General features: G+C 43.3%; 17 protein-coding genes, 2 tRNA genes and 3 rRNA genes. 16 read left to right on the top strand and 6 right to left on the bottom strand.

The window, feature by feature from the left end:
- Nucleotides 1-54 precede the first annotated feature (54 nt).
- The 4 genes from AC3IRT_RS15955 to pnp all read left to right on the top strand — a co-directional run bounded on the left by AC3IRT_RS15955 (nucleotide 55) and on the right by pnp (nucleotide 3,992).
- Nucleotides 55-252 (top strand): hypothetical protein, encoded by a 198-nt coding sequence (locus AC3IRT_RS15955; RefSeq protein ID WP_489394198.1) that lies wholly within the window; start codon nucleotides 55-57, stop codon nucleotides 250-252.
- Complete coding sequence (locus AC3IRT_RS15950; RefSeq protein ID WP_489394197.1) at nucleotides 240-1,271, top strand: acyltransferase family protein; 1,032 nt, start codon at nucleotides 240-242, stop codon at nucleotides 1,269-1,271. The genes AC3IRT_RS15955 and AC3IRT_RS15950 overlap by 13 nt, the downstream gene beginning before the upstream one ends.
- A 109-nt stretch (nucleotides 1,272-1,380) precedes the next feature.
- Nucleotides 1,381-1,659 (top strand): 30S ribosomal protein S15, encoded by a 279-nt coding sequence (rpsO, locus tag AC3IRT_RS15945; RefSeq protein WP_166336278.1) that lies wholly within the window; start codon nucleotides 1,381-1,383, stop codon nucleotides 1,657-1,659.
- 176 nt (nucleotides 1,660-1,835) lie between these two features.
- Nucleotides 1,836-3,992, top strand: a complete 2,157-nt coding sequence (gene pnp, locus AC3IRT_RS15940) for a polyribonucleotide nucleotidyltransferase (RefSeq protein WP_489394196.1) — start codon at nucleotides 1,836-1,838, stop codon at nucleotides 3,990-3,992.
- Nucleotides 3,993-4,069: 77 nt separating this feature from the next.
- Here pnp and AC3IRT_RS15935 read toward each other — a convergent pair whose 3' ends face one another.
- Nucleotides 4,070-4,390, bottom strand: coding sequence for a DUF493 family protein (locus AC3IRT_RS15935; protein WP_489394195.1), 321 nt, complete (start codon nucleotides 4,388-4,390; stop codon nucleotides 4,070-4,072).
- Between the two features lie 48 nt (nucleotides 4,391-4,438).
- Entirely contained in the window at nucleotides 4,439-6,685 is a 2,247-nt protein-coding gene (locus tag AC3IRT_RS15930; RefSeq protein WP_489394194.1) for a GH92 family glycosyl hydrolase, read from the bottom strand.
- Nucleotides 6,686-6,839: 154 nt separating this feature from the next.
- Here AC3IRT_RS15930 and AC3IRT_RS15925 point away from each other — a divergent pair, with 154 nt between their 5' ends.
- Nucleotides 6,840-7,847: a LacI family DNA-binding transcriptional regulator gene (locus AC3IRT_RS15925; RefSeq protein ID WP_489394193.1), complete on the top strand. Its 1,008-nt coding sequence runs from the start codon at nucleotides 6,840-6,842 to the stop codon at nucleotides 7,845-7,847.
- Nucleotides 7,848-7,857: 10 nt separating this feature from the next.
- On the opposite strand, the gene AC3IRT_RS15920 is transcribed toward AC3IRT_RS15925, so the two are convergent.
- Entirely contained in the window at nucleotides 7,858-9,018 is a 1,161-nt protein-coding gene (locus AC3IRT_RS15920) for a methionine aminotransferase (RefSeq protein WP_489394192.1), read from the bottom strand.
- A 484-nt stretch (nucleotides 9,019-9,502) separates the two neighbouring features.
- Between AC3IRT_RS15920 and AC3IRT_RS15915 the strand changes: the two genes are divergently transcribed.
- From AC3IRT_RS15915 to AC3IRT_RS15880, 8 genes are all read left to right on the top strand, one after another.
- Nucleotides 9,503-10,912, top strand: coding sequence for a formylglycine-generating enzyme family protein (locus AC3IRT_RS15915; protein ID WP_489394191.1), 1,410 nt, complete (start codon nucleotides 9,503-9,505; stop codon nucleotides 10,910-10,912).
- 906 nt (nucleotides 10,913-11,818) lie between these two features.
- A 16S ribosomal RNA gene (locus tag AC3IRT_RS15910) occupies nucleotides 11,819-13,346 on the top strand.
- A gap of 150 nt (nucleotides 13,347-13,496) precedes the next feature.
- Nucleotides 13,497-13,573 (top strand) — tRNA-Ile (locus tag AC3IRT_RS15905).
- A gap of 18 nt (nucleotides 13,574-13,591) precedes the next feature.
- Nucleotides 13,592-13,665 (top strand) — tRNA-Ala (locus tag AC3IRT_RS15900).
- 196 nt (nucleotides 13,666-13,861) lie between these two features.
- Nucleotides 13,862-16,748: ribosomal RNA gene (locus AC3IRT_RS15895) — 23S ribosomal RNA — on the top strand.
- A gap of 196 nt (nucleotides 16,749-16,944) precedes the next feature.
- Nucleotides 16,945-17,056 (top strand): 5S ribosomal RNA (rrf, locus tag AC3IRT_RS15890).
- The 16S, 23S and 5S rRNA genes sit together here with 2 tRNA genes alongside, the layout of an rRNA operon.
- Before the next feature lie 113 nt (nucleotides 17,057-17,169).
- Nucleotides 17,170-18,075, top strand: a complete 906-nt coding sequence (locus AC3IRT_RS15885) for a hypothetical protein (RefSeq protein ID WP_489394190.1) — start codon at nucleotides 17,170-17,172, stop codon at nucleotides 18,073-18,075.
- A gap of 230 nt (nucleotides 18,076-18,305) precedes the next feature.
- A complete protein-coding gene (locus tag AC3IRT_RS15880; RefSeq protein ID WP_489394189.1) occupies nucleotides 18,306-19,727 on the top strand; it encodes a Gfo/Idh/MocA family protein in 1,422 nt (473 codons plus the stop codon).
- A 93-nt stretch (nucleotides 19,728-19,820) separates the two neighbouring features.
- Here AC3IRT_RS15880 and asnS read toward each other — a convergent pair whose 3' ends face one another.
- Nucleotides 19,821-21,266, bottom strand: a complete 1,446-nt coding sequence (gene asnS, locus AC3IRT_RS15875) for an asparagine--tRNA ligase (RefSeq protein ID WP_489394188.1) — start codon at nucleotides 21,264-21,266, stop codon at nucleotides 19,821-19,823.
- A gap of 88 nt (nucleotides 21,267-21,354) precedes the next feature.
- Nucleotides 21,355-21,675: a DUF3817 domain-containing protein gene (locus AC3IRT_RS15870; protein ID WP_489394187.1), complete on the bottom strand. Its 321-nt coding sequence runs from the start codon at nucleotides 21,673-21,675 to the stop codon at nucleotides 21,355-21,357.
- A 212-nt stretch (nucleotides 21,676-21,887) separates the two neighbouring features.
- Between AC3IRT_RS15870 and lpdA the strand changes: the two genes are divergently transcribed.
- On the top strand, nucleotides 21,888-23,276 hold the full coding sequence (gene lpdA / locus AC3IRT_RS15865; protein WP_489394186.1) for a dihydrolipoyl dehydrogenase: 1,389 nt from the start codon (nucleotides 21,888-21,890) through the stop codon (nucleotides 23,274-23,276).
- Between the two features lie 100 nt (nucleotides 23,277-23,376).
- On the opposite strand, the gene AC3IRT_RS15860 is transcribed toward lpdA, so the two are convergent.
- Entirely contained in the window at nucleotides 23,377-23,871 is a 495-nt protein-coding gene (locus AC3IRT_RS15860; RefSeq protein ID WP_489394185.1) for a Dps family protein, read from the bottom strand.
- Nucleotides 23,872-24,068: 197 nt separating this feature from the next.
- Between AC3IRT_RS15860 and AC3IRT_RS15855 the strand changes: the two genes are divergently transcribed.
- Together AC3IRT_RS15855 and AC3IRT_RS15850 are read left to right on the top strand one after the other, a co-directional pair.
- A complete protein-coding gene (locus AC3IRT_RS15855; RefSeq protein ID WP_489394184.1) occupies nucleotides 24,069-24,479 on the top strand; it encodes a BrxA/BrxB family bacilliredoxin in 411 nt (136 codons plus the stop codon).
- A gap of 139 nt (nucleotides 24,480-24,618) precedes the next feature.
- Entirely contained in the window at nucleotides 24,619-26,259 is a 1,641-nt protein-coding gene (locus tag AC3IRT_RS15850) for an amidohydrolase (RefSeq protein WP_489394183.1), read from the top strand.
- Nucleotides 26,260-26,270: the final 11 nt, after the last annotated feature.

Below are 26,270 nucleotides of genomic sequence, written 5' to 3'. Positions count from 1 at the left end.
TCCCCGACAAGCCGTCGGGGATTTTGTTATATTAGATGTCGATCTACAAAAATTATGACCATGCAACCTCGTTATTATTCCTTAGATATTTTTCGTGGCGCTACCGTCGCATTAATGATTCTGGTAAATAATCCAGGAAGTTGGGCACATATGTTTGCGCCGCTGCAGCATGCGCTTTGGCATGGCTGTACGCCGACTGATTTAGTTTTTCCTTTTTTTTATTTGCCGTGGGCAATGCCATGGCTTTCGTGATGCCACGTTTGCAGGAAGCGGGAGCAGCGACTTTCTGGGGAAAAGTGCTAAAACGAACGGTACTGATTTTTCTAATTGGCTTAGGGCTCAACTGGTTTCCGTTTGTCGCTTGGTCTGCCGATGGCTTGGTTTTCAAAGAATGGATCAATAGCAGTGATGCGAACCAAGGGATTCGACTATTTGGTGTTTTGCAACGCATAGCGATTGCTTATCTTGGTGCTTCCCTGCTAGCATATTATCTAAAACCCAAAACTTTACTGTATACCGCTATCGCATTATTGTTAGGTTATTGGGCGCTTTGCGCATTGTTGGGTAGCGGTGATCCTTATTCTTTGGCTGGTTGGTTTGGTACAGATGTCGATAAATTGCTTATTGGCGTGCCGCATATGTATAAAGGCGAAGGTGTGCCCTTTGATCCGGAAGGAATAGGAAGTACTTTGCCGGCAGTAGTGCAAGTTGTTTTTGGGTATTTGACGGGTGTTTTTATTCGCCAACGCGGAAGTGTTTCTTGGTTTTGGAAGAAAGTGCCGACTTCGCAAGAACCACATTTTAAATTGATCGCCAGTCTTTTGGTCACAGGTTTTATCGTGTTGATCTTAGGCTGGTTTTGGTCTTTAGGCTTCCCGATCAACAAAAAAATCTGGACGAGTTCCTATGTTTTTTACACCACAGGATTGTCCATCTTAACTTTGGGCGCTGTGATTTGGTATACGGATTTGCAAGGTGTGCGTAATGCAATTACACGGTTTTTCGACGTGTTTGGGAAAAATCCGCTTTTTATTTTTGTGCTTAGCGGTATGTTACCCAGAATCTCAGGACTAATAAGAATGCAGCAAGGCGTAGATGAAAACGGCCAAGCCATCTACACTACACCGCTAGCTTGGTTTTATGACAATGTATGTGTGCCATTGCCTGGTCCGCCAGAAGTGGGCTCATTCTTTTATTCTCTATGTTTTCTAGTCGTGATGTGGCTTGTTTGCGCGATTCTCGATAGAAAGAAGATCTATATTAAGGTATAAGCGGTTACTGATGCACGCATGTGCCAATATGATCTTGTCTATTTGGTTGAGATTTAGTAGCTTTGCAGCCAATTAACAATTTTTATTTACGCTTTCATATTATTCAAGAATGTATTTAAGTAAAGAGTACAAAGCAGATATCTTCGCAGAGTTCGGAGGTGGAGCAACAAACACAGGTTCTGCAGAAGGACAAGTAGCATTATTTACTAAGAGAATTGCTCACTTAACAGAGCATTTGAAAAAGAACAGAAAAGATTTCAATACACAACGTTCTCTACAGATGTTAGTAGGTAAACGTCGTTCATTGTTAGCTTATTTGCACAAAAAAGATATTAATAGATATCGTGCGATCATCAAAGGCTTAGGCTTGCGTGAAATCATCAAATAAGTTTTAGTAAAAAACAAGAGAGAAGCCATCCGATTTATCGGGTGGCTTTTTCTTTTTATCCCCCCTCTAGAAAATTGAATAAGCTAACGATATTTAGTGTACCTTTGTGCTGAAATTAAAAGTCTTAGTATTTTCGGTATGTCGCCATGATGAAAACATACCATAATGAACACACAATGAGTTATAACGAAATCAAAACAACTATCGATATGGGCAATGGAGCTCAGATCGAACTTTCTACTGGAAAGTTGGCCAAACAGGCAGACGGATCAGTAGTGTTGAAACAAGGAAGCACCATGCTGTTGGCAACAGTAGTGTCTGCCAAAGAGGCAAAACCAGGAGTGGATTTTCTTCCATTATCTGTAGATTATCAAGAGAAATATGCAGCTACCGGACGTATACCTGGTGGTTTTTTACGTAGAGAGGCAAGATTATCTGATTATGAGGTGTTGATTTCTCGTATCGTGGATCGTGCTTTACGTCCATTATTCCCTGAAGATTATCATGCGGATACGCAGGTGATGATTTCTTTGATCTCTTCAGACAAAGAAGTGATGCCAGATGCATTAGCAGGTTTAGCGGCATCTGCTGCGCTTGCGGTATCGGATATTCCTTTCAACGGACCTATTTCAGAAGTTCGCGTAGCGAAAATCGATGGCCAATTGGTGATCAACCCAACGCGCACTGAATTAGAAAAAGCGAGCTTAGAGTTTATCGTTGCTGGATCCGCACAGGATATCGTGATGGTAGAAGGTGAAGCAAATGAAATCTCTGAAGCAGAGATGGTAGAAGCAATTGCTTTTGCACATGACGCGATCAAAAAACAGGTAGCAGCAGTTGTAACCTTAGCAGAGCAAGTGGGTAAAACGGTAAAACGTACGTACAGTCACGAGCCGACAAACCCAGAATTGCGCGAAGCGGCTTTCAAAGCTACTTACGATCAAGTATATGCGGTAGCAAAATCGGGTTCAACCAAACACGAGCGTTCAGAACAATTCTCTGTAATTGGCAAAGCATTCTTCGAAACATTAGGCGAAGAGTTGGATGCAGATACAACATTCTTAGCTAAAAAATATTTTCACGATGTACAGTACGATGCGGTTCGTAACCTTTTGTTAGATGAAGGTATCCGTTTGGATGGCCGTAACTCGACAACGGTTCGTCCGATCTGGACTGAAGTAGATTACTTACCTGCAGCACACGGTTCGGCGGTATTTACACGTGGTGAAACACAATCATTGACTTCTGTCACATTAGGAAGTAAAGATGATGAGCAAATGATCGATGGTGCATTCATCAACGGTTACAATAAATTTATCTTACACTACAACTTCCCTGCGTTTTCTGTAGGCGAAGCAAGACCAAACAGAGGTCCAGGTCGTCGTGAAGTAGGACACGGTGCATTGGCGATGCGTTCATTGAAACAGGTATTGCCTGCTCAAGACGAAAATCCATACACGATCCGTATTGTTTCTGACATCTTAGAGTCAAACGGTTCGTCTTCGATGGCTACTGTTTGTGCAGGTACTTTAGCATTAATGGATGCCGGTGTGAAAATCAAAGCGCCAGTTTCTGGTATTGCTATGGGATTGATTACGGATGAGAAATCTGGTAAATACGCGATTCTCTCGGATATCTTGGGTGATGAAGATCACTTAGGTGATATGGATTTCAAAGTAACAGGTACTGCAAAAGGTATTGTAGGTTGCCAGATGGACTTGAAGATCAATGGTCTGAAATGGGAAGTGTTGACACAAGCTTTGGATCAAGCGAAAGAAGCTCGTCTTCACATCTTAGGTGAGATGAACAAAACATTGACTGCTCCACGTGAAGATTACAAATCTCATGCGCCTCGTTTGGTATCCATCACCATTGATAAAGAATTTATCGGTGCTGTTATCGGACCCGGTGGTAAGATCATTCAAGAAATGCAACGCGAAACGGGTGCGAGCATCTCGATCGAAGAAGTGGACAACAAAGGAGTTGTACAAGTATTCGCAGACAATAAAGAAGCAGTTGATGCGGCGCTGACTCGTATTAAAGCGATTGCTGCTAAGCCAGAAGTTGGTGCTATCTATGAAGGTAAAGTGAAGTCTATTATGGCGTTTGGTGCTTTCGTAGAGATTATGCCAGGCAAAGATGGTTTGTTGCATATCTCCGAAATCGATTGGACTCGTCTAGAAAACATGGAAGGTGTATTCACCGAAGGAGAGATCGTAAAAGTGAAATTATTAGATGTGGACAAACAAGGTAAATTGAAGCTTTCTCGCAAAGCGCTATTGCCACGTCCTCCACGTGAAGAAAAACCAGCTGCTGCTACACCAGCAGAGTAGTTCGGATTTTCTATACTAAGTAAAAAAGGCTCGCCATTTGGCGAGCCTTTTTTTTGTGTTGGCAAAAGATGCATTGCTCACAGCATCATCACCGATTCTATCTTGGATACCGACTTGTAATAATTGATCACTTCGTCGGCAGAGTTTACGTACGTTTCCACGGTGATGGATTTGTATTTGCCACCGCTAGATTCTTTAAACGAAAACTTCGAACTGGTATGTTTGAAAATTTCGTGGATCTCCGGCTCTTTGTCTAAGGCACTCTTCACGATAAATTTAAACTTGTATACGGAAGGAAATTGCTCGACATCGAGCAATTTCTCCTTAAAATTTTGATAGAAATCTTTGTCATTTCCATCTTCCATATCTTGGATATTGATGTTGCTAAAATCTGACATATATAATCCTTTCTCCTTGTTTAGCAATAAGTATACTTATCTTTTGTCTTATTTACCAAATTTTTTGTTTGGTTTGTTGCTCATTTCTAGCTCCAACTTACCGCCTTGCATCAATTCTTCGTGGGTGATGTGCGTGCGTGTAAGGGCTGCGCCATTCAGCTTTGCTGATTTGATATATATATTGGCGTCGCTTTGGTTTTTTGCATCTATCACAAAGGTGTTGCCATTTGGCAAATTGATCGCTGCATGCTTCATACGTGGAGAACCCAACACATATTCGCCACTCATCGGGTTAGCAGGATACAATCCCATGGATGAAAATACATACCAAGCGCTCATTTGTCCGGCATCATCGTTCCCGCACAATCCATTAGGAGCTGAGGTGTAGTTTTGCACCATAGCTTCATTCACCAATTTGGCTGTTTTCCAATGCTCGCCAGCCATAGCGTACAAATAAGGTACGTGGTGGTTTGGCTCATTGCCTTGCGCATATTGGCCGATCAATCCAGAGATATCTGGCGATGCATTGTCCAATTCTTCTGGCAAGTTGATGAATTCATCCAAACGATCTATGAACGCTTTCTTTCCACCTAATAATCCCATCAAGCCATCTACATCATGTGGTACTAACCATAAATATTGCCAAGCATTACCCTCGCAATAATCATTTTTACGGTGCTCTGCCATCAATGGATCAAACGGACGACGGAAATCGCCATTCGCTGATCTACCGATAAAAAAGCGTTCATCTTTATCGAAATAGATTTCGTACAATTTTGAGCGTTTTTTGAAGTACTCGGCATCTTCCGTTTTACCCAATTTCTCGGCTATACGATATACACCATAATCTGCAATGGCATATTCTAATCCCCAAGCTACCGCCTCATTGTCCATGCTATCAATCGGAATAAAGCTCAATTCACGAACGAATTTTAATCCGTAATCATCGCCCATAGCGGTCGTTTTTACGGCTTCCCACAATAATTCGTGATCTTTTTCATCGACCAATCCTTTTAAGAATGCATCTGCGATAACCGGAATAGCCGGTAATCCGACCATCGTATTGGTTTCGTTAGCCCATAGGTGCCATACCGGAAGCTTGCCTTGCTGCTGATAAATAGACAAAAAGGTTTTTACAAAATCCGACGTTACTTTTGGTTTCTCCAAAATCGTCATCAACGGGTGTAATGCACGGTAAGTATCCCATAAAGAGAATATCGTATAGTTTACGAAATCTGCATTACGATATACCTGCTTATCGGTACCCATGTAATCGCCATTATGATCATCAAAAATAGTAGGAGCGAAGTACGAGTGGTACAATGCCGTGTAAAATACTTTTTTTAACTCATCGGTACTGTCGTAATCAATCTTTCCGAGTGTCGCATTCCATTTGGCATCCGCCGAAGCAGTCGCTTCTTGAAAATTCCAGTTAGGAATTTCCTTTTCAATATTATCCAAGGCATTTTCGGTACTCACCGGAGAAAGACCAACTTTTAGCTCGATCGTATTATCCTCCGCTGCATCGAAGAAAAGTGCTGCTTTTACCGCTAGGCCTTTAAAAGCGTTGTAGCCTGTTCTGGCCACATCACCATCGAAGTATTTGACGTTTTTGATTGGTCTAGAGGTTTTGAGCGCAAAATATACTTTCTGGTCGGAAGCCCATCCCGAAGAAAAGCGATAGCCTACAAAAGTGGTTTCGTCGATCTGTTTCAGGTACGTATCTGTTGCTTTATCCCAATTCATCCGGAAACCCAGATCTACCAATACGTGGGCATTATCTGTATTGTCATAAATATATTGGTGATAACCTACGCGCTCCGAAGCTGTAAGGTTGGCTTTTACTTTGTAATCGTCTAGATAAACGCTATAAAAACCGGGTTTAGCCGTTTCGTTCTCTTTTTTGAAATGCGAACCATAACCGGTATGCATTTTATCAAATTCTGCTGGTTTTAGTTGCAATTGACCCGTGGCCGGCACGACCATGATATCATTCAGATCTCCGATCCCTGTACCACTTAGGTGAGTATGCGTAAAGCCGAGGATATCCTCACTTTTATAATTATAGCCACTGCACCAGTCCCAACCATTGAATTGATCCCATGTCTGTGCAATCTGCGTAGGTCCGAGTTGAACACCACCAAATGGTACGTTTGCTCCCACAAATACGTGCCCATGTTCCTCAGAGCCAATAAATGGATCGACAAAAGCAGTAGGCTTTTGTTGTGCATGCGCAGTCGATGCGACTGCGATGGCCAAAATGAATTTAGTTTGCTTAATTAGTTTTCTTAACATCTGTGTTTAGGAATATTGAATATGTAAATCTACAAAATTTATGTTGACCACTATTAAAACCTTTTAGCAAAATATGATTCGCATATTATATAAGGGTGTGCTAAAATTTTTGCTAAAAAATCCATAAATTGGACAAAAAACAACCCTAACAATTATGAGCAAGAGAATCCTGATCAGTGATATTGCTAAATCACTTGGCGTATCAGTCACCACCATTTCCTTCATTTTGAACGGTAAAGCCAAAGAAAAACGAATTAGTGATGCATTGACCAATCGGGTATTAGAATATGTAAAAAAAGTAGGATACAAGCCTAACCAACTAGCGCAAAGTCTTCGTACAGGGCAAACCAAAATCTTAGGATTGCTAGTTGAAGACATATCTAATCTGTTTTTTGCCAATATTGCCAAACACATTGAGGAGTTTTCGTACGCCAGTGGCTACCATTTATTGTATTGTAGTATGGGGAATGATACGGTGAAGGCGAAGGAGTTGATCCAGTTGTTTTACGACCGGCAGGTAGATGGCTTCATCATTACGCCAACCGAAGGATTGGAAGATGTAGTAGCGCTGCTGCTAAAAAATAATGTTCCGGTCGTACTATTTGACCGGTATATACCGCAAGTAGAGACAAATTATGTGGTGACAGACAATTTCAATGGTGCCTTTCGTGCTACCAAGCATCTCTTGGAGAACGAGGACAATCGTCGTATTGGTTTCGTGTCCTTGTATTCGGATCAGACACAAATGCGTGACCGGATGGATGGCTATATGAAAGCATTGGATCAGTACCAGCGACAGGCTTACATCAAAAAAATTCAGATTGATGAACAGGAAGATGTTGCTATGGCGCAAATTTTTGAATTTATTGAAGATAATAAATTAGATGCCGTCTTATTTGCTACCAATTATCTAGCTATTACTGGGCTGAAAGTGAATAAAAAGTATGGAAAGCTGCCGGCTATGGTTGCTTTCGACGATCATACCTTGTTTAAGTTGCACGAACCAGCAATTTCGGTGGTGTCCCAACGGATTGAAACCATTGCCGAAGAACTGGTGAAGGTACTATTGCGACAGATCCGTAATCCACAATCAGAAGTGAAACACATTGTAGTGCCTTGCGATCTGAAAATTCGGGATTCTTCTACGGCTAAAAGTAAGTAGGAAGTCGCTATTATATCGTATTCAACTGCTGGATAGCACGCTCCAGTGTTTCCTCTTTTTTTGCAAAGCATAGACGAAGCGTCTGTTGTTCCGTAGCATCTTGGTAAAAAGGTGCTAAGGGGATGAGTGCAACACCATGCTTCTCGATTAATTCTATGGCAAAGGCCATTTCTGATTGATCGCTGATCGTTTTATAGTTGAGCAATAAAAAATATGTGCCCGACGATGGATTGATCTCAAAGCGAGATGGAGCCAATCCGGCAGTTACTAAATCTCGCTTTTTCTGCATAAACTGTGATAGCTCGTGATAATAACCCGGATTGTCCAGATACTTTGCTATGGCATGTTGCATAGGTGTATTCACGCTGAAAACATTTTGCTGGTGTATTTTTCGAAACTCCGCTGTGAGTGCGGCGGGGGCAATCACATAACCTAATTTCCAGCCCGTGCAGTGTAGTAACTTTCCAAAAGAAGCTACTACGAAACTGTGTGCACGCAGATCATTTAATAATAAGGCCGATTGATGTTTCTTTTCATCATATATAAGATGTTCGTACACTTCGTCGCTGAGCACGAACAGATCGTTGCGGACTACAATAGTCTGCAACTGTAGCAAATCTTCTGCTGTCCATACGATGCAGCTCGGGTTTCCGGGATTATTAATGATTATCATTCGGGTTCGATCGCTGACTAGATCTGCCACCTGTTGCCAATCTATGCTGAAATCGGGTGCAGACAACTGTACTGCGGTCACTTTGCCTCCGAATAGTTCGACCGTTGGACGGTAGCAATCATAAGCCGGTTCGAATATAACGACTTCATCACCGGGATGTATCATGGTAGCGATCGTTGTAAATATAGCTTGCGTTGCGCCATTGGTAATGGTGATCTCGCTTTCGGAATCTACATTTACTTGATAGAAGCTTTGATATTTTTCGGCAATACGCTGGCGAAGTGATGGAACACCCGGCATCGGAGCATATTGGTTGGCTTGTTGATGCATCACTGAACTTACCAAATCTAGTAATTTTGGATCCACAGGGAAGTCTGGGAAGCCTTGTGCAAGATTGATAGCTTGGTGTTCTTGTGCCAAAGCTGTCATTTTAGAAAATATATTAGTGCCTTGTTTAGGCAATTTGGAGATCCATCCTTTTTTGTGCTGAATAGTCATTGTAAGCTAATTGAGTATTACACGAATATAATACTGTTCTTCATTATTCCTATGAAGATGCCATTGAAATTCTTCTACTGTAGGATTAGTTGGGTTGTCAATTTACAGCTAGTACACATTTAGTGTGTGAGCTCATATCAAATTCTGTCATTCAAGACTTGCAGATGTTTAGGTAGGTGATTCGGAAAATTGTTTACTCACTCTTGGAGATCATTATTGCGCGCTGATTAGATAGTAAACCTTTCAAGGCATTATGCGCTCTGTAGTTTAATTTATTTCTATTTTAACTTCGTGCATTTCTTTAAGTCAAATAGATAGTAGCGAAATAATGTTATAATTTATTTAAATAATTTTTTTTGATATAAAATTACATTTATAGAATTATATTTGATTTTTATAAAATAAACCTCCTTCAGTTAGATTGTTGTCCCAAATATAGATCACATATAAACTAATTATTTTGTTACTAACAAATGTTTTAATTATGAACTCAATTTTTAAATTGATACTGGCTGCAGTAATTTGTCTGCTATTTACACAAGGATGTGTAAAAGAGGAAGAACCGACTGTAGTACCTCCGCCAACGGAATTAATACCACTTCGTGATGCTCTTAAGAAGCTTTCGGGAGCGCTTGAATTGGTCAATAGTGATTGTGGCGCCACCTATGAAACTGTGCTACAAGAATTGGCAGAGGTGAGAAGGGAATTCAATGTAGCTGTTAGGCGAAATTCGAATATGATTCCGCGTCGCGAGGATTTTGAGCAACGCTTTAAAAATCTGGAAACAGAAGCTACTTATATCAAGCAAGCTTGCCGCCGTGAGATTTTTGTGACGCCTTTATTTATCTCCAACGATCACATGGGTGGCGCACTAGGAGAGTGGAGGGCTCGTATAGATTTCATTATTGAAAATCTTAATGCAGCAGTTCCTGTACAATGGGAAGTTAATCGTGCTAATCTTACGAATACAACGATAACGCGCGCTACTGCTGCAGGAACAAATTTTCGTGACTGTACAGATGGTTTTTGTCCAGAAATGACTGTTGTTCCTAATGGGACATTCATGATGGGCGCGACACAAGACCAGCTTAATCTTTTTAATATTGGTATGGATCGTCGTCACTGGGAATTGCCTCGGCATCAAGTTACAATTCCGCGACCTTTTGCTGTAGGAAAACATGAAGTTACCTTGGCAGCGTTTCAGGCTTTTGTAGATGATACGGGTTGTGAGGTCATTGGCGGTTGTCGGACATACCTGCCCAATGCCGATCCAACCGGTCAAACTTTCCGCACGAATATCAGTTATAAAGATATAGGCTTTCCTACTCCAGCCAATTCTCCAGTTTCGTGTATTACCAAAGAAAATGCGAAAGCCTACACGCAATGGTTGTCTAGAAAAACGGGTAAAAATTACCGTCTACCAACTGAAGCAGAATGGGAATTCTTTGCGCGAGCAGGAACCGAAACTGCATATTTCTGGGGTGATGCTATCGCACCAGGAACAAATTTTGCAAATGTTTATGATCAGTTAAGTATAACTACTAACGATTTTCGAGCAAACGGTAACTCCTTTATGCCTTATCCAGGTTCTGACGGTTTTGCATACAAAGCCCCAATAGGCTCTTTTCCTCCGAATGCTTTTGGTTTACATGATGTTATAGGTAATGTAAGAGAGTGGGTTGAAGATGTTTGGATTGATGATCCAAGAGGCAACTATATTGGTGCGCCTACAGATGGTTCTGCGCGTAAAGATGGCTTAACTCTGTTTGGTTTATCTCGCGGTGGTGCATGGTATTATCAACCATCTACCACTCGGTCATCCTATCGTAATGCGTACCTTTCTTCTGAAATGAGAGGCACGACATGGGGTTTGCGTGTAGTGCGCGATCTATAAAGAGAATTTAATCTTTGCATATAAAAATACATCTAGTATATTTTTATATAATTGACGGAAGATATCTATTGAAAGCGAGTTTCAATAGGCATCCTGCTATGTTTTGGATTCTCATAAAATCAGACATAGCTACTGAATAGTAATTTTAGCTCATTGTATATTCCATATAGCTTGCCTGTTACATCTGTTGTTTTATTATATATAATAGATATAGTTGTGTGATCTTCATTTGCGCACTGCTGTTTCTTGCGCTTCCTCAAAGTATGTATAATCCTCGCTGAACTTGTGTTTTCAGTTTTCCAACTTCACGATTTATGCTTTTACATAGAGGCGGTTTATATAGTGATGTAGTAAAGGAGCTAATAAATAGCGATGCTCTTTTAAAAAAATCTCTCTACAAATAAGGTAGTTAGGTATTGTTAAACAGAAAAGAGTTAGAAATGTTTTTGGGGTGCGAAATTTTATTCTACCTTTGCACCACTCCGCAAGGGAGGAACGATGTTGAAAAGATAGAAAAGAGGGTTTATGATGGTTTAGGCTATGATAATTCTGATTTTCGGAGCGGGGAGATCTTCAAATTATTTTCAAAATAAATTTGGAAGTTCAGAAAAGATTCCTACCTTTGCAATCCCAACCACATAGGAAGGGTAACAAAATGAAACGTTAAGCTCGAAAGAGTAAAACATAAAGGCCAAAGCGCGATGCGGCGGCGAGCAAGTTCTTTAAAGAAATGATCATGATGCGTGGTGAGTAGTTTAGCTTAATTAGATTCTAATGAGGCGGCGAAAGTCACGGAATAAGAAAATGAGAAAGCTAGAATAAAAAATACGATTCCGGATTAGATATTAAAAAAAGACAATTTCTAATTATTTTATATAAATAGTTAGGTGTCGAACAATTCATTTTACAATGGAGAGTTTGATCCTGGCTCAGGATGAACGCTAGCGGCAGGCCTAATACATGCAAGTCGAACGGGATCTGAGGGTAGCTTGCTACCCGATTTGAGAGTGGCGCACGGGTGCGTAACGCGTGAGCAACCTACCCATATCAGGGGGATAGCCCGAAGAAATTCGGATTAACACCGCATAACAATACGTTAACACATGTTAATGTATTTAAATATTTATAGGATATGGATGGGCTCGCGTGACATTAGCTAGTTGGTAAGGTAACGGCTTACCAAGGCTACGATGTCTAGGGGCTCTGAGAGGAGAATCCCCCACACTGGTACTGAGACACGGACCAGACTCCTACGGGAGGCAGCAGTAAGGAATATTGGTCAATGGGCGCAAGCCTGAACCAGCCATGCCGCGTGCAGGATGACTGCCCTATGGGTTGTAAACTGCTTTTGTACGGGAATAACCCTTTCTATGTATAGGAAGCTGAATGTACCGTAAGAATAAGGATCGGCTAACTCCGTGCCAGCAGCCGCGGTAATACGGAGGATCCAAGCGTTATCCGGATTTATTGGGTTTAAAGGGTGCGTAGGTGGCTATTTAAGTCAGGGGTGAAAGACATCGGCTCAACCGATGCAGTGCCTTTGATACTGAATAGCTTGAATTATGTTGAAGATGGCGGAATGAGACAAGTAGCGGTGAAATGCATAGATATGTCTCAGAACACCGATTGCGAAGGCAGCTGTCTAAGCATTGATTGACACTGATGCACGAAAGCGTGGGGATCAAACAGGATTAGATACCCTGGTAGTCCACGCCCTAAACGATGATAACTCGATGTTAGCGATATACAGTTAGCGTCTTAGCGAAAGCGTTAAGTTATCCACCTGGGGAGTACGCTCGCAAGAGTGAAACTCAAAGGAATTGACGGGGGCCCGCACAAGCGGAGGAGCATGTGGTTTAATTCGATGATACGCGAGGAACCTTACCCGGGCTTGAAAGTTACTGAATGATTTAGAGATAGATCAGTCCTTCGGGACAGGAAACTAGGTGCTGCATGGCTGTCGTCAGCTCGTGCCGTGAGGTGTTGGGTTAAGTCCCGCAACGAGCGCAACCCCTATGTTTAGTTGCCAGCACGTTAAGGTGGGGACTCTAAACAGACTGCCCGTGCAAACGGAGAGGAAGGTGGGGACGACGTCAAGTCATCATGGCCCTTACGTCCGGGGCTACACACGTGCTACAATGGCCGATACAGCGGGCAGCTACCTGGCAACAGGATGCGAATCTCGAAAAGTCGGTCACAGTTCGGATCGGGGTCTGCAACTCGACCCCGTGAAGTTGGATTCGCTAGTAATCGCGTATCAGCAATGACGCGGTGAATACGTTCCCGGGCCTTGTACACACCGCCCGTCAAGCCATGAAAGTTGGGGGTGCCTAAAGCATGTAACCGCAAGGAGCGTGTTAGGGCAAAACCGATAATTGGGGCTAAGTCGTAACAAGGTAGCCGTACCGGAAGGTGCGGCTGGAATACCTCCTTTCTAGAGATGCGGAAACGTATTGCTTACCACGCACATGACATTACTTTAAATACATTAAAGATAGAACACACAAGAAGGAAATACAGCACCCACCCTATATCTAAAGATATACGGTTAGGTAGTATCACCCGAGAAGAGATATATAAAGCTAGTCCCGTAGCTCAGTTGGTTAGAGCACTACACTGATAATGTAGGGGTCAGCAGTTCAAATCTGCTCGGGACTACCAAACACAATCTTACACGATGGGGAATTAGCTCAGCTGGCTAGAGCACCTGCCTTGCACGCAGGGGGTCAACGGTTCGACTCCGTTATTCTCCACTATTCCAAGTGGTAATATATAGTATATAGGCACATTAGAAACGGCGATATAGTATATATATCTACAGGAAAAACGTTCTTTGACATATTGAGAGAAAGAAGACACAAGAAAAGAAACAACAGAGCATATCTGTGCAACTTTTCGGAGTTGTATAGAAAAATCGTCCCTTCCGAGCAAAAGCGGAAAGAGGATTTGAAGAAAGTAACAAAGGGCACACGGGGGATGCCTAGGCTCTCAGAGGCGATGAAGGACGTGATAAGCTGCGATAAGCCACGGGGATTAGCATATGTGAATTAATCCGTGGATTTCCGAATGGGGCAACCTAGCTAGTAGAAGACTAGTTGTATAATACGCGAACGCGCCGAACTGAAACATCTAAGTAAGCGTAGGAGGAGAAAATAATAATGATTTCGTAAGTAGTGGCGAGCGAACACGAAAGAGCCCAAACCATAGTTGTTACGGCAATTATGGGGTTGTAGGACCACGACATTGTATTGTCGCTATGAACTGGAAGCAGGTGGGAAACTGCGCGATATGGGTGATAGCCCCGTACAGGTAAAGAATGACAGCATAGTGGTATCCTGAGTAGGGCGGGACCGGAGAAATCCTGCTTGAATCTGCCGGCACCATCCGGTAAGGCTAAATACTCCTGAGAGACCGATAGTGAACTAGTACCGTGAGGGAAAGGTGAAAAGAACCCCGAACAGGGGAGTGAAAAGAACCTGAAACCGTGTGCTTACAAGCGGTCGGAGCGGATTTATTCCGTGACGGCGTGCCTTTTGCATAATGAGCCTACGAGTTACTCTTGTCCGGCAAGGTTAAGTCGTTAAGCGACGCAGCCGAAGCGAAAGCGAGTCTGAATAGGGCGCATAGTCGGATGAGGTAGACGCGAAACCTTGTGATCTACCCTTGGGCAGGTTGAAGTTGCAGTAACATGTAATGGAGGACCGAACCGATAAACGTTGAAAAGTTTCCGGATGACCTGAGGGTAGGGGTGAAAGGCCAATCAAACTGGGAAATAGCTCGTACTCCCCGAAATGTTTTTAGGAACAGCGTCGGCATAGAGTCTTGTAGAGGTAGAGCTACCGATTGGGTGCGGGGGAGTCAAATCCTACCAAATCCAGACGAACTCCGAATGCTACAAGATATGGCCGGCAGTGAGGCTTTGGGTGCTAAGGTCCAAGGCCGAGAGGGAAAGAACCCAGACCATCAGCTAAGGTCCCTAAATATACGCTAAGTTGAACTAACGAGGTCCGGTTGCCCAGACAGCTAGGATGTTGGCTTGGAAGCAGCCATTCATTTAAAGAGTGCGTAACAGCTCACTAGTCGAGCGACCGGGCGTGGATAATAAACGGGCATCAAGTGTATTACCGAAGCTATGGATTCATACTGAAAGATGTATGTCTGGTAGGGGAGCATTCTATCGTCGGAGAAGCAGTGAGGTGACTTATTGTGGAGATTATAGAAAAGCAAATGTAGGCATAAGTAACGATAAGGCGGGTGAGAAACCCGCCCACCGAAAGAACCAGGTTTCCTGATCAACGCTAATCGGATCAGGGTTAGTCGGGGCCTAAGGCGCATCCGAAAGGAGGTAGCCGATGGACAACGGGTTAATATTCCCGTACTTTTATATACTGCGATGTGGTGACGGAGTAGTGACACTGCCGCGAACTGACGGAATAGTTCGTTGAAGTGCGTAGGTATACAGACTGTAGGCAAATCCGCAGACTGTGCTGAAACACGATAGTACAGCAAAGCTTCGGCGGCGCTGATAGTGCAGGTAATCAGACTTCCAAGAAAACCCGCTAAGCTTCAGGTATATAAAACCCGTACCGCAAACCGACACAGGTGTTCGAGGAGAGAATCCTAAGGTGCTCGAGTGAATCATGGCTAAGGAACTCGGCAAAATGGCCCTGTAACTTCGGGAGAAGGGGCGCTTCCTCCAGCGATGGAGAAGCCGCAGTGAAAAGGCCCAGGCGACTGTTTAGCAAAAACATATGGCTTTGCAAAATCGAAAGATGAAGTATAAGGCCTGACACCTGCCCGGTGCTGGAAGGTTAAGAGGGGATGTCATCGTAAGAGAAGCATTGAATCGAAGCCCCAGTAAACGGCGGCCGTAACTATAACGGTCCTAAGGTAGCGAAATTCCTTGTCGGGTAAGTTCCGACCTGCACGAATGGTGTAACGATCTGGGCGCTGTCTCAGCCATGAGCTCGGTGAAATTGTGGTATCGGTGAAGACGCCGATTACCCGCAACGGGACGGAAAGACCCCATGAACCTTCACTATAGCTTAACATTGGAATTGGATACAGGATGTGTAGGATAGGCGGGAGATGTTGAAGCGGCTTCGCTAGGAGTCGTGGAATCAACCTTGAAATACCGCCCTTTCTGTATTCGGTTTCTAACTCGGTTTAGCCGAGGACATTGTTTGGTGGGTAGTTTGACTGGGGTGGTCGCCTCCAAAAAGGTAACGGAGGCTTTCAAAGGTGGGCTCAGTACGCTTGGTAACCGTACGTGGAGTGCAATGGCATAAGCCCGCTTGACTGTGAGACCAACAAGTCGATCAGGGTCGAAAGACGGACATAGTGATCCGGTGGTTCTGTATGGAAGGGCCATCGCTCAAAGGATAAAAGGTACTCTGGGGATAACAGGCTGATCTCCCCCAAGAGCTCATATCGACGGGGAGGTTTGGCACCTCGATGTCGGCTCGTCACATCCTGGGGCTGGAGAAGGTCCCAAGGGTTGGGCTGTTCGCCCATTAAAGTGGCACGCGAGCTGGGTTCAGAACGTCGCGAGACAGTTCGGTCCCTATCTGTTGTGGGCGTTGGAAGTTTGAGTGGATCTGTCCTTAGTACGAGAGGACCGGGATGGACTGACCGCTGGTGAACCAGTTATGCCGCCAGGTGTACGGCTGGGTAGCTACGTCGGGAATAGATAAGCGCTGAAAGCATCTAAGTGCGAAACTAGCCACGAGATGAGACTTCCTTATAGGGTCGTAGAAGATGACTACGTTGATAGGTCATAGGTGTAAAGGTAGAGATACCATAGCCAAGTGATACTAATAGCCCGAAGCTTTCGCAATGATAGAAAACGTGTTCTGTTGTTTCCTGTGTTTCTTACGCTAGCAATAGTGAATGGTATGCAGATTATATTTTCTTACTGTCCTTCTTTCTTTCAAATATATGTCACGATATTCTTTTGTACTGGGATATACGTACTGCCAATAGAGATTGATCTCGATACGCACTACTATATACTCGATACGAAATAAAGATATTCAGGTGCCTATATCGGCGGTGTCCACCTCTTCCCATTCCGAACAGAGTAGTTAAGCCCGCCAGAGCCGATGGTATTGCCGTAACAGGTGGGAGAGTAGGTCGGTGCCTAATTTTATACTAAAGCCCTTGCAACAAAATTGCAAGGGCTTTTTTTGTGTAAATATTTTTTCTTAAAACCATCTCTAATAAAAGGCGTATATTACATTCGACAACGAATTAGTGATATGTATACATTATCTTACGTAAGAGGTCTTTTATTAGGATTACTGGCATTCCAATGTATTGGGAGCGAGCTATATGCACAGGGACCTAGATTCACTATTGCTCCGCGCATAGGTTATGGAGTACAAAATCTAGATTGGTCCATAGCCGGCAATCTAGATGGCACCGGACCAAATGTATATTCAGAGCTAATATGGGATCAAATCCAAGGGATGAATTATGGCTTGCAGGGAACAATCCGTATACTGCCTAAACTGGATATCGTTCTAGAAGGAGACTATCAGCATACTCGTAGTGGTAAAGCGCGTGATACAGATTATAATGGAGATAATCGTACCGCTCCGTTTTACGATGAGCGTTTTAGCAGCGACGAGGGATACTTCTATAATTACCGAGTTTCAGCAAGATATGTACTGCCTGATCTCGGGCCTATTTCACCTAGAATACTGTTAGGTTACGAGCAATTAGGCAATCGCCTATTTCTATTACCGCTACCTGAAGATAGGGAAAATAGGGATTTGCGCACCATTTATCAAACTGATTGGTATGGAGGGCAGATGGCTCTAGAGTTGGCTTACGCCTATGATTCATTCTATGTATTGGGTAGCTACGGCTTCGGTTTGTATGACTTCAAGGCTAAAGCGAATTGGAATTTGATCGATAATTTTCAGCAACCGGTTAGTTTTCGTCATTCTGCCTTGGGTTTAAAGCACAATGGAGTATTGCGCTTTGGCTATCAGGTAAACTCCATATTCGCTATTGAGCTCTCTGGACAATATACTAGCGCTGTTACCAATAGTGGATTAGATGAACTGTATACGCGTAATAGCGGGACTTTGCAGACTCGTTTTAACGGTGCTAATCTATCGCAATATAATGGTTCCCTAGGTGCCCGTTTCGCATTTTAAGCACTTTCCTCAATAACGCCTGATGCAGATGTCGTCTTGAAAATTGGCGCCATTTCCAATTTCTCCAATTTAGTAGGGATTTTTATGTTTTAAGCAATCGATTGCGTTGTCTGCTAGGTTTTATTTGTCCGCAAATTGATTTATACTTGGTACAGCAGTAATTTCAAGCGTCTGCTGCTGCTGCTTCACAAGAGACGGCGCTGCGCATGACCTATAAAACCTCATTTACTATGGATTCTACAAGACGTTCCTTTTTAAAACAGGCCAGCCTGCTTTCCGGTTTAGCCGTTTCATTGCCCAATATAGTCCATTCCAGCGCTGCTTTTTCAGCTAACAATATGTGTGGATTTCGCGCACCCAAAATCGACCAAGTACGAGTGGCAATCGTTGGGTTGGGAAATCGTGGCTCGGGAGCTGTCTCCAGAATTACCTATATACAAGGAGCGACTGTGGTGGCGCTATGTGATCGGCATGAGGATCGCGCGCAACGAGAAAAGCAAAAAGTGGTCGATGCAGGTCTGCCTGCTCCAAAAACATACGCAGGTGATGATGGCTGGAAACGTATGTTAGCAGAGAATGAACTCGATCTCGTCTATATCTGTACTCCCTGGGAATTCCATGCGCCAATGTCTATTGCCGCCATGCAAGCCGGTGCGCATGTGGGCTGCGAAGTACCCATTGGACTGACCGTAAAAGAATTGTGGAAGGTGGTACAAGTTTCTGAACAAACGCAAAAGCATTGTATGATGCTCGAAAATTGTTGTTATGATTTCTTTGAGTTAATTACGCTTAACATGGTACAGCAAGGATTGTTTGGCGAACTGATACATGCGGAAGGTGCGTACATTCACGACCTTTTGGATCTCAATTTTAGCAAGACCTATTACGATGACATCTGGCGGCTGAAGGAAAATATCCGCTTGCATGGAAATCTTTATCCCACACATGGCATCGGTCCTATTGCACAGTGCATGAATATCAATCGTGGCGATCAGATCGCTACACTGGTAAATATGCAAAGCGCCGACTTTCATATGGCGGCAAAAGCAGCTGAATTGGCCACTCATGATGAGGATTTCGCGCCTTTTGTTGGAAAATCTTACAGAGGAAATATGAATACAACGTTGATGAAGACACAGAAAGGCAAAACCTTGATGATACAGCATGATGTCAGTTCACCGCGCCCTTACTCACGTATACATATGCTCAGTGGTACCATGGGCTTTGCCCAAAAGTATCCTACCAAAGGTTTGTCCTTCAAGAATTACAAAGATGGTCACGCGTGGCTGCCGCAAGTAGAGATGGCAGAGCTAGAGGCTAAATATACCCCTGCTATGGTCAAGCTCATTGGTGAACAAGCCAAGGCAGTTGGCGGACATGGCGGTATGGACTTTATCATGGATTGGCGCTTGATCGACTGTCTGCGCAATGGTTTACCATTGGATCAGGATGTTTACGATGCCGCATCGTGGAGTGCCATCATACCACTAAGTATACAATCATCAGCACAAAATAGTCGACAGTTGAATTTTCCAGATTTTACGAAAGGGAATTGGAAAAGTAATGCACCGGTAAACCTGAGTTTAGAAGGCGGTGGCAATACGAAGATCCGTGCTATTGCTAAAGCTGGTGAAGGACAGTTGCAGGTTTAACATGTTCTTGGTTAGCTTCTTATATTTAAAGAAACACCTCTTAAGACGATCGTCTTAAGAGGTGTTTCTTTAAATATTAAGGGTTGATTGACCCTAAAACTCTGCGTTTTTCGGCGTGCGTGGGAAAGGAATCACGTCACGGATGTTGCTCATACCCGTGGTGAATAGTACCAATCGCTCGAAACCAACTCCAAATCCTGAGTGCGGCGCTGAGCCAAAACGTCTTGTATCCAAGAACCAGTCGATCTCATGCTCTGGAATACCTACTTCGGCCATGCGCGCCAACAATTTCTCTAAACTTTCTTCCCGTTGAGATCCACCTACCATCTCTCCGATACCTGGGAATAGAATATCCATAGCACGCACCGTGTGGCGGCCTTGTGCATCTGGTTCATTCTGCTTCATGTAGAACGATTTGATCTCTCTTGGATAATCCGTTAAGATCACCGGTTTTTTGAAATGTTTCTCTACCAAATAGCGCTCGTGCTCTGATTGCAAATCAGCACCCCACTCTTCGATCAAGTATTTAAACTGTTTCTTTTGGTTCGGTTTGCTACGTTTCAAGATTTCAATCGCATCCGTGTACGTTACCCGTTCAAAATCATTGGTCAGTACAAATTGCAATTTGTCGACGAGATTCATTTCTGAGCGTTCGCTCTGTGGCTTAGATTTCTCTTCTTCCACCAATCGGTTGCTCAAGAAAGCGATCTCGTCCGAACAGTTTTTCAGCGCATAGTTAATCACATATTTCAGCAATTCCTCTGCCAGATCCATATTGTCTTCTAACTCGTAGAAAGCCATTTCTGGTTCGATCATCCAAAACTCCGCCAAGTGGCGCGTCGTATTCGAATTTTCTGCACGGAAAGTTGGGCCAAAGGTGTATATATTTCCTAAAGCCATCGCAGCCAGCTCGCCTTCTAGCTGTCCAGATACCGTTAAGTTGGTCGATTTCCCGAAAAAATCTTCTTTATAGTTTACCGTACCATCTTCATTACGGGGTACGTTATCAAAATCAATCGTCGTTACGCGAAACATTTCGCCAGCACCTTCCGCATCAGAACCAGTGACGATAGGTGTGTGCATATACACAAAGTCACGTTCATTGAAGAATTGATGCACAGCAAAAGCCAGCGCATTGCGTACTTTGAATATGGCATTGAACGTACCCGTACGGAAACGTAAATGTGCAATCTCTCTCAGAAATTCTAAGGAATGTTTTTTGGGTTGTAATGGATATTTTTCTGGGTCAGAATCACCCAAAATAGACAATTCATTTACCTTGATTTCCACACGCTGCCCTTTGCCTAGCGACTGTACCAACTCGCCTTTTACACGAACGGCCGCGCCAGTAGTAACACGACGTAGCAAGTGCTCATCGGTGTGCTCGAAATCTACTACAGCTTGGATATTATTGAGTGTAGAGCCATCATTAATGGCAATAAATTGATTGTTGCGAAAAGTCCGCACCCATCCTTTAACGATTACCTCTTGACCAAAGTCTTCTGCGATCAGCAGTTGTTTAATACGTGTATGTTCCATTATAATTATCTATACCCTGCGCGATTGCGCTTTTGCATTGCAAGGATACGAAATTATGAGGTATTGCCGAAAATAAAGCCGATTTCAGCTAGATCTTTTCTTTGTTAATAATCTTCAGCACATCACGCTCTACCCAGAATGAAACGATCGGAATCAAGGATGCCGCAAAGTACATAATCACCCGTTTGAACTTCCAATTATAGGATTGCCAACAAGCGATCAGTAGAACCACGAAGATAACCACTAGAAAACCATGAATAGATCCGGCAATGCGTACCGTACTCAAACGAATATCTTCGGGCACCTCCATGAAGCGAGATAGCACGTACTTGATGGGCATCGCTACAAAAAATAAAATAATTGTGGAGATAGCCTCCCACAGCGCAACTTGTCTGAAAATTTTGAGCATAGCTATATTAATCGCGTTTGAATGGTTCGCAAAGAAAGGCATAAATGGCGATCTGTAGAATTCTTTTTCGGGAACTGACTTAGACCTGACAAAATCTCGAAGTTCATCGCCTTATTCGTAAGTATTTTGATAGGGAATTTGCGGAATAAAATGTAGAAAGGTGTATTTTTGGTATATTTGTCTAATAGAATCAAAACGACAACGTTATATTTATGAGTTACGATATTATTGTTATTGGTAGTGGTCCAGGTGGGTATGTTGCTGCAATCAGAGCATCCCAACTCGGTTTTAAAACAGCGATTGTAGAACGTGAAGCTTTGGGTGGAATCTGTTTGAACTGGGGCTGTATTCCTACAAAAGCTTTGTTGAAAAGTGCACAAGTGTTCGAATACCTGAACCATGCCGAAGAATATGGTATTAAAGTGAATGGCGGAGAAGCAGATTTCGGTGCTATCGTGAAGAGAAGCCGTGGTGTAGCCGACGGAATGAGCAAAGGTATCCAGTTCTTGATGAAAAAGAATAAAATCGATGTCATCATGGGTACGGCCAAAATCAAAAAAGGTGGTAAAGTCGAAGTAAAAGGTGCCGATGGTGCAACCAAAGAATACACCGCTAAACATACTATTTTAGCAACAGGAGCTCGCTCTCGCGAATTGCCTAACTTGCCTCAAGACGGTAAAAAAATCATTGGCTACCGCCAAGCGATGAATCTGCCTACACAACCAAAATCTATTGTAGTAGTTGGTTCAGGCGCTATTGGTGTCGAGTTTGCTTACTTCTACAACACAATTGGTACTAAAGTAACTATCGTGGAGTTCATGGATCGTATCGTACCGGTAGAAGACGAGGAGATATCGAAACAATTAGAGAAATCACTGAAAAAAGCAGGTATCAATATTTTGACCAAATCAGAAGTGACTGGTGTGGATACAAAAGGCGATTTATCTAAAGTGAAAATCAAAACCGCAAAAGGCGAAGAAGTTATCGAAGCCGAAATCGTGCTTTCAGCAGTGGGTATAACACCAAATATCGAAAATATCGGACTAGAAGAAGTCGGTGTAAAAGTAGATAAAGGCCGTGTATTGGTAGATGATTTTTATAAAACTAACGTTGAGGGCGTTTACGCCATCGGTGATATTGTAAAAGGTCAAGCTTTGGCGCACGTAGCTTCGGCAGAAGCCATCACATGTGTGGAGAAAATCAAAGGCTTGCATGTAGATGCTATTGACTACAACAACATTCCAGGTTGTACGTACTGTTCGCCAGAGATTGCTTCTGTAGGATATACAGAGAAAGCAGCGAAAGATGCTGGTTACGAAGTGAAAGTGGGTAAATTCCCATTCTCTGCATCCGGTAAGGCATCTGCCGCTGGCGCAAAAGATGGTTTTGTCAAAGTAATCTTTGATGCCAAATACGGAGAGTTCTTAGGAGCACACTTAATTGGTGCCAACGTCACAGAGATGATTGCTGAAATCGTCGTAGCGCGCAAGCTAGAAACGACAGGGCACGAAATCATCAAGTCGGTACATCCACACCCTACCATGAGCGAAGCGATCATGGAAGCGGCTGCTGATGCGTACGGAGAAGTAATCCACTTGTAGGCATTACGAGATATAATACAATAAAGAAGCCGCTTACTAAGTTGTTAATCAACAAAGTAAGCGGCTTCCTTATAAATAAACTATAATAAACAGTTTCCTGTTATCCGAGGTGAGAACGTAACATCCAAGCCGTCTTTTCATGTTCTTCCATCAGTCCAGTTAAGAAATCCTCGGTACCTGTATCACCGGCAGACTCTGCCAGTTCGATGCCCGAACGAATCACCATAATCACAGTTTCAAAGTCAGAAGTCAACTCCTTGATCAATCCTTGGCTATCTGTGCCTCCATGTTGTATTTCTGATAGGTGTGTTAGTTGTAGGTATTTTGCTAGTGATCCTACAGCATAATGTCCTAGCATACGTACGCGCTCTGCCACGTCATCAATATTTACAGCTAATTGATTGTATAGCCCTTCAAAAAATAAGTGTTGTGAGTGAAAATCTGGTCCTTCTACGTTCCAGTGTGCATGTCTGATTTTGGTATATAAGACCGTGTAGTCTGCTAACAATTTATTTAAAAATTCAGACACATTCGCCATATCTCTTTCCTGCAAGCCTATTTCAGGTTGCGTATGTTTTTTCGATAGTGTACTCATAATATTCCTAATTTATCTTAAATAGTATGCAAATCATATGCCTGATTGGTCAGATTACGTAAGGATAATGTCAATTTTAAACAGGCATAAATTTGTTTAAATGAAGGCGCGGTACAAATCTTACATTCTTCTGATTCCATGGTCTTGTCCTGCTACTGGTTTCCTGTTATATTTGTAATAATCAAAAACGAGAAGATATGTATCCAGAATATTTAGTAACCCCTATGCGTCAGGAATTGGTTGACGCTGGGTTCGAAGAGCTAAAATCCGCAGCAGCAGTAGAAAGCATTATTCCTTCGGAAGGAACCGTGTTTGTTGTTGTTAATTCAGTATGTGGATGTGCGGCGGCTAACGCACGCCCAGCGGCAAAAGCAGCGGTCAAAAACGAAAAGCACCCAGATAAATTAGTTACGGTATTTGCAGGTATGGAAAAAGATGCTGTGGATAGAGCACGCGAATATATGCTGCCTTATCCGCCGTCATCTCCAGCAATGGCCTTGTTTAAAGATGGTCAGTTGGTCCACATGATCGAGCGTCACATGATTGAAGGTCGTCCTGCTCAAATGATTGCAGACAACCTCGTAGCCGCATTCGAGGAGTACTGCTAGTCCGAATTTTATTTTGTTTTTTTGAATGAAATAGAAAAGCTTTTCGCTTACGCGAAAAGCTTTTCTATTTCTATAGCCTGCGCATATTTAGCTATAATCTCCGTCAATTCTTTCGTAAATTAGCACAAAGCCCTACCACATGAAATCGATACTCGCCGCTTTTGGTTTACTCTTTCTATCTGCCTCTTGCACTACCAATCATGAGGTCGATTTGATTGTGTACAATGCGCGCGTGTATACGGTAGATTCGGCTTTTACGATTGCAGAAGCTTTTGCAGTACGAGGTGGTGTATTTATCGAGATCGGTAGTTCCGAACGCTTGCTGCAGCGTTATGAAGCAAAAGAAACCATCGACGCGCAGGGCGCAGCCATCTATCCTGGTTTTTACGATTCGCACACCCATTTTCTGGATTTTGCTTCCTCGTTGGATATGACTAACCTGTACGGAGCACAATCGTTTGATGATGTTTTGCAACGCCTACAAGCACATATCAAGACCTATCCCGATCGTCCGTGGCTTGTAGGTGCAGGCTGGGATCAGGAGCGCTGGGGCGATGAGCCATTCACCGTACGAGATTCCTTAGATAAATATTTTCCAGATATTCCCGTGTACCTTTCTAGGGTAGATTATCAAGCAGCTTCGGTGAATTCCAAAGCATTAGAAATCGCCGGTATAGATACTGCATTTTATGTAGAAGGTGGTTTGATATTGACAGATTCTGTAGGCAAGTTAAGTGGCGTCTTGATGGATAATGCTATGGCTTTAGTACAGGAGCATATTCCAGAGGTTGGTGACGATCAAGAATTACGCGCACTGACTAAGGCAGAGCAATTGTTGTTTTCTGTAGGGCTCACCAGTATTGTCGATGCCGGTCTGAATGAGAGAGATTTGGAATTTTTGAGAAATCTTTATACCAGTGAAAAGCTGAAAATTCGTAATTATGCGATGATCGAGGATAATCTGCGAACCGTACGGCGTATGATTCGCAGTGGATATTATGATGATGGCCGGCTGAGCATTCGCGCGGTGAAACTCACGGCAGATGGTTTGTTGCGCACACGAAGCGCCAGCTTATTAGCTGCTTATTCAGATGATAGCACCACACGAGGGTTTTTACTGCAAACGCCAGAAGAGTTAGAGCGAACTATTAAAGAAATTGCTGCGACCAACTTTCAGCTAAGTACCCGCGCTGTTGGGGATTCCGCTGCGCGGATAATATTGGATCTTTACGGGAAATATCTCGGTCAAAATAATGAAAGACGTTGGCGTATCGAGCATGCTCAAGTGATCAATGAGTCGGATTTTGAGAAGTTTGATCGTTTCCGCGTTTTTCCTTCCCTACAGCCAGCGCACGCTACATCAGATATGCATTGGGTGCGAAATCGCATTGGCGAAGAGCGCTTGCACAATGCCTATGCACTAAAGCGCTTGGTGGATAACTACGGCATGGTCGCCATTGGAAGTGGTTTCCCTGGGGAAAACTTTAATCCGCTCAGTAGCTTTCATGCTGCCGTGACCCGTGTGGATGCCAATGGACTTCCAGAGGGAGGTTTTGAAATAAAAAATGCGCTAACGCGTCGCGAGGCATTAATGGGGATGACGATCTGGGCCGCACAAGCCTGCTTCCAAGAATCCAGAAGAGGCAACATTCAACGTGGAAAAGACGCCGACTTTGTGATCTTGTCGAAAGATATCATGACCATTCCTGACGGTGAATTGCGAAGCGTGGCCGTGTTGCGTACCGTGATCAATGGCGAAACGGTTTATCAGAAGAAGTAAAAGCATGCAGT

It is taken from the genome of Sphingobacterium sp. KH_072 (assembly GCF_057837975.1).
Note: the sequence above shows the minus strand (reverse complement) of the source record. Positions and strands in the feature narration are given on the sequence as shown.

Coding starts and splice junctions, on each gene's coding strand:
- AC3IRT_RS15955 (WP_489394198.1), top strand. CDS start 55: ATGACCATGCAACCTCGTTATTATTCCTTAGATATTTTTCGTGGCGCT.
- AC3IRT_RS15950 (WP_489394197.1), top strand. CDS start 240: ATGGCTTTCGTGATGCCACGTTTGCAGGAAGCGGGAGCAGCGACTTTC.
- rpsO (WP_166336278.1), top strand. CDS start 1,381: ATGTATTTAAGTAAAGAGTACAAAGCAGATATCTTCGCAGAGTTCGGA.
- pnp (WP_489394196.1), top strand. CDS start 1,836: ATGAGTTATAACGAAATCAAAACAACTATCGATATGGGCAATGGAGCT.
- AC3IRT_RS15935 (WP_489394195.1), bottom strand. CDS start 4,390: ATGTCAGATTTTAGCAACATCAATATCCAAGATATGGAAGATGGAAAT.
- AC3IRT_RS15930 (WP_489394194.1), bottom strand. CDS start 6,685: ATGTTAAGAAAACTAATTAAGCAAACTAAATTCATTTTGGCCATCGCA.
- AC3IRT_RS15925 (WP_489394193.1), top strand. CDS start 6,840: ATGAGCAAGAGAATCCTGATCAGTGATATTGCTAAATCACTTGGCGTA.
- AC3IRT_RS15920 (WP_489394192.1), bottom strand. CDS start 9,018: ATGACTATTCAGCACAAAAAAGGATGGATCTCCAAATTGCCTAAACAA.
- AC3IRT_RS15915 (WP_489394191.1), top strand. CDS start 9,503: ATGAACTCAATTTTTAAATTGATACTGGCTGCAGTAATTTGTCTGCTA.
- AC3IRT_RS15885 (WP_489394190.1), top strand. CDS start 17,170: ATGTATACATTATCTTACGTAAGAGGTCTTTTATTAGGATTACTGGCA.
- AC3IRT_RS15880 (WP_489394189.1), top strand. CDS start 18,306: ATGGATTCTACAAGACGTTCCTTTTTAAAACAGGCCAGCCTGCTTTCC.
- asnS (WP_489394188.1), bottom strand. CDS start 21,266: ATGGAACATACACGTATTAAACAACTGCTGATCGCAGAAGACTTTGGT.
- AC3IRT_RS15870 (WP_489394187.1), bottom strand. CDS start 21,675: ATGCTCAAAATTTTCAGACAAGTTGCGCTGTGGGAGGCTATCTCCACA.
- lpdA (WP_489394186.1), top strand. CDS start 21,888: ATGAGTTACGATATTATTGTTATTGGTAGTGGTCCAGGTGGGTATGTT.
- AC3IRT_RS15860 (WP_489394185.1), bottom strand. CDS start 23,871: ATGAGTACACTATCGAAAAAACATACGCAACCTGAAATAGGCTTGCAG.
- AC3IRT_RS15855 (WP_489394184.1), top strand. CDS start 24,069: ATGTATCCAGAATATTTAGTAACCCCTATGCGTCAGGAATTGGTTGAC.
- AC3IRT_RS15850 (WP_489394183.1), top strand. CDS start 24,619: ATGAAATCGATACTCGCCGCTTTTGGTTTACTCTTTCTATCTGCCTCT.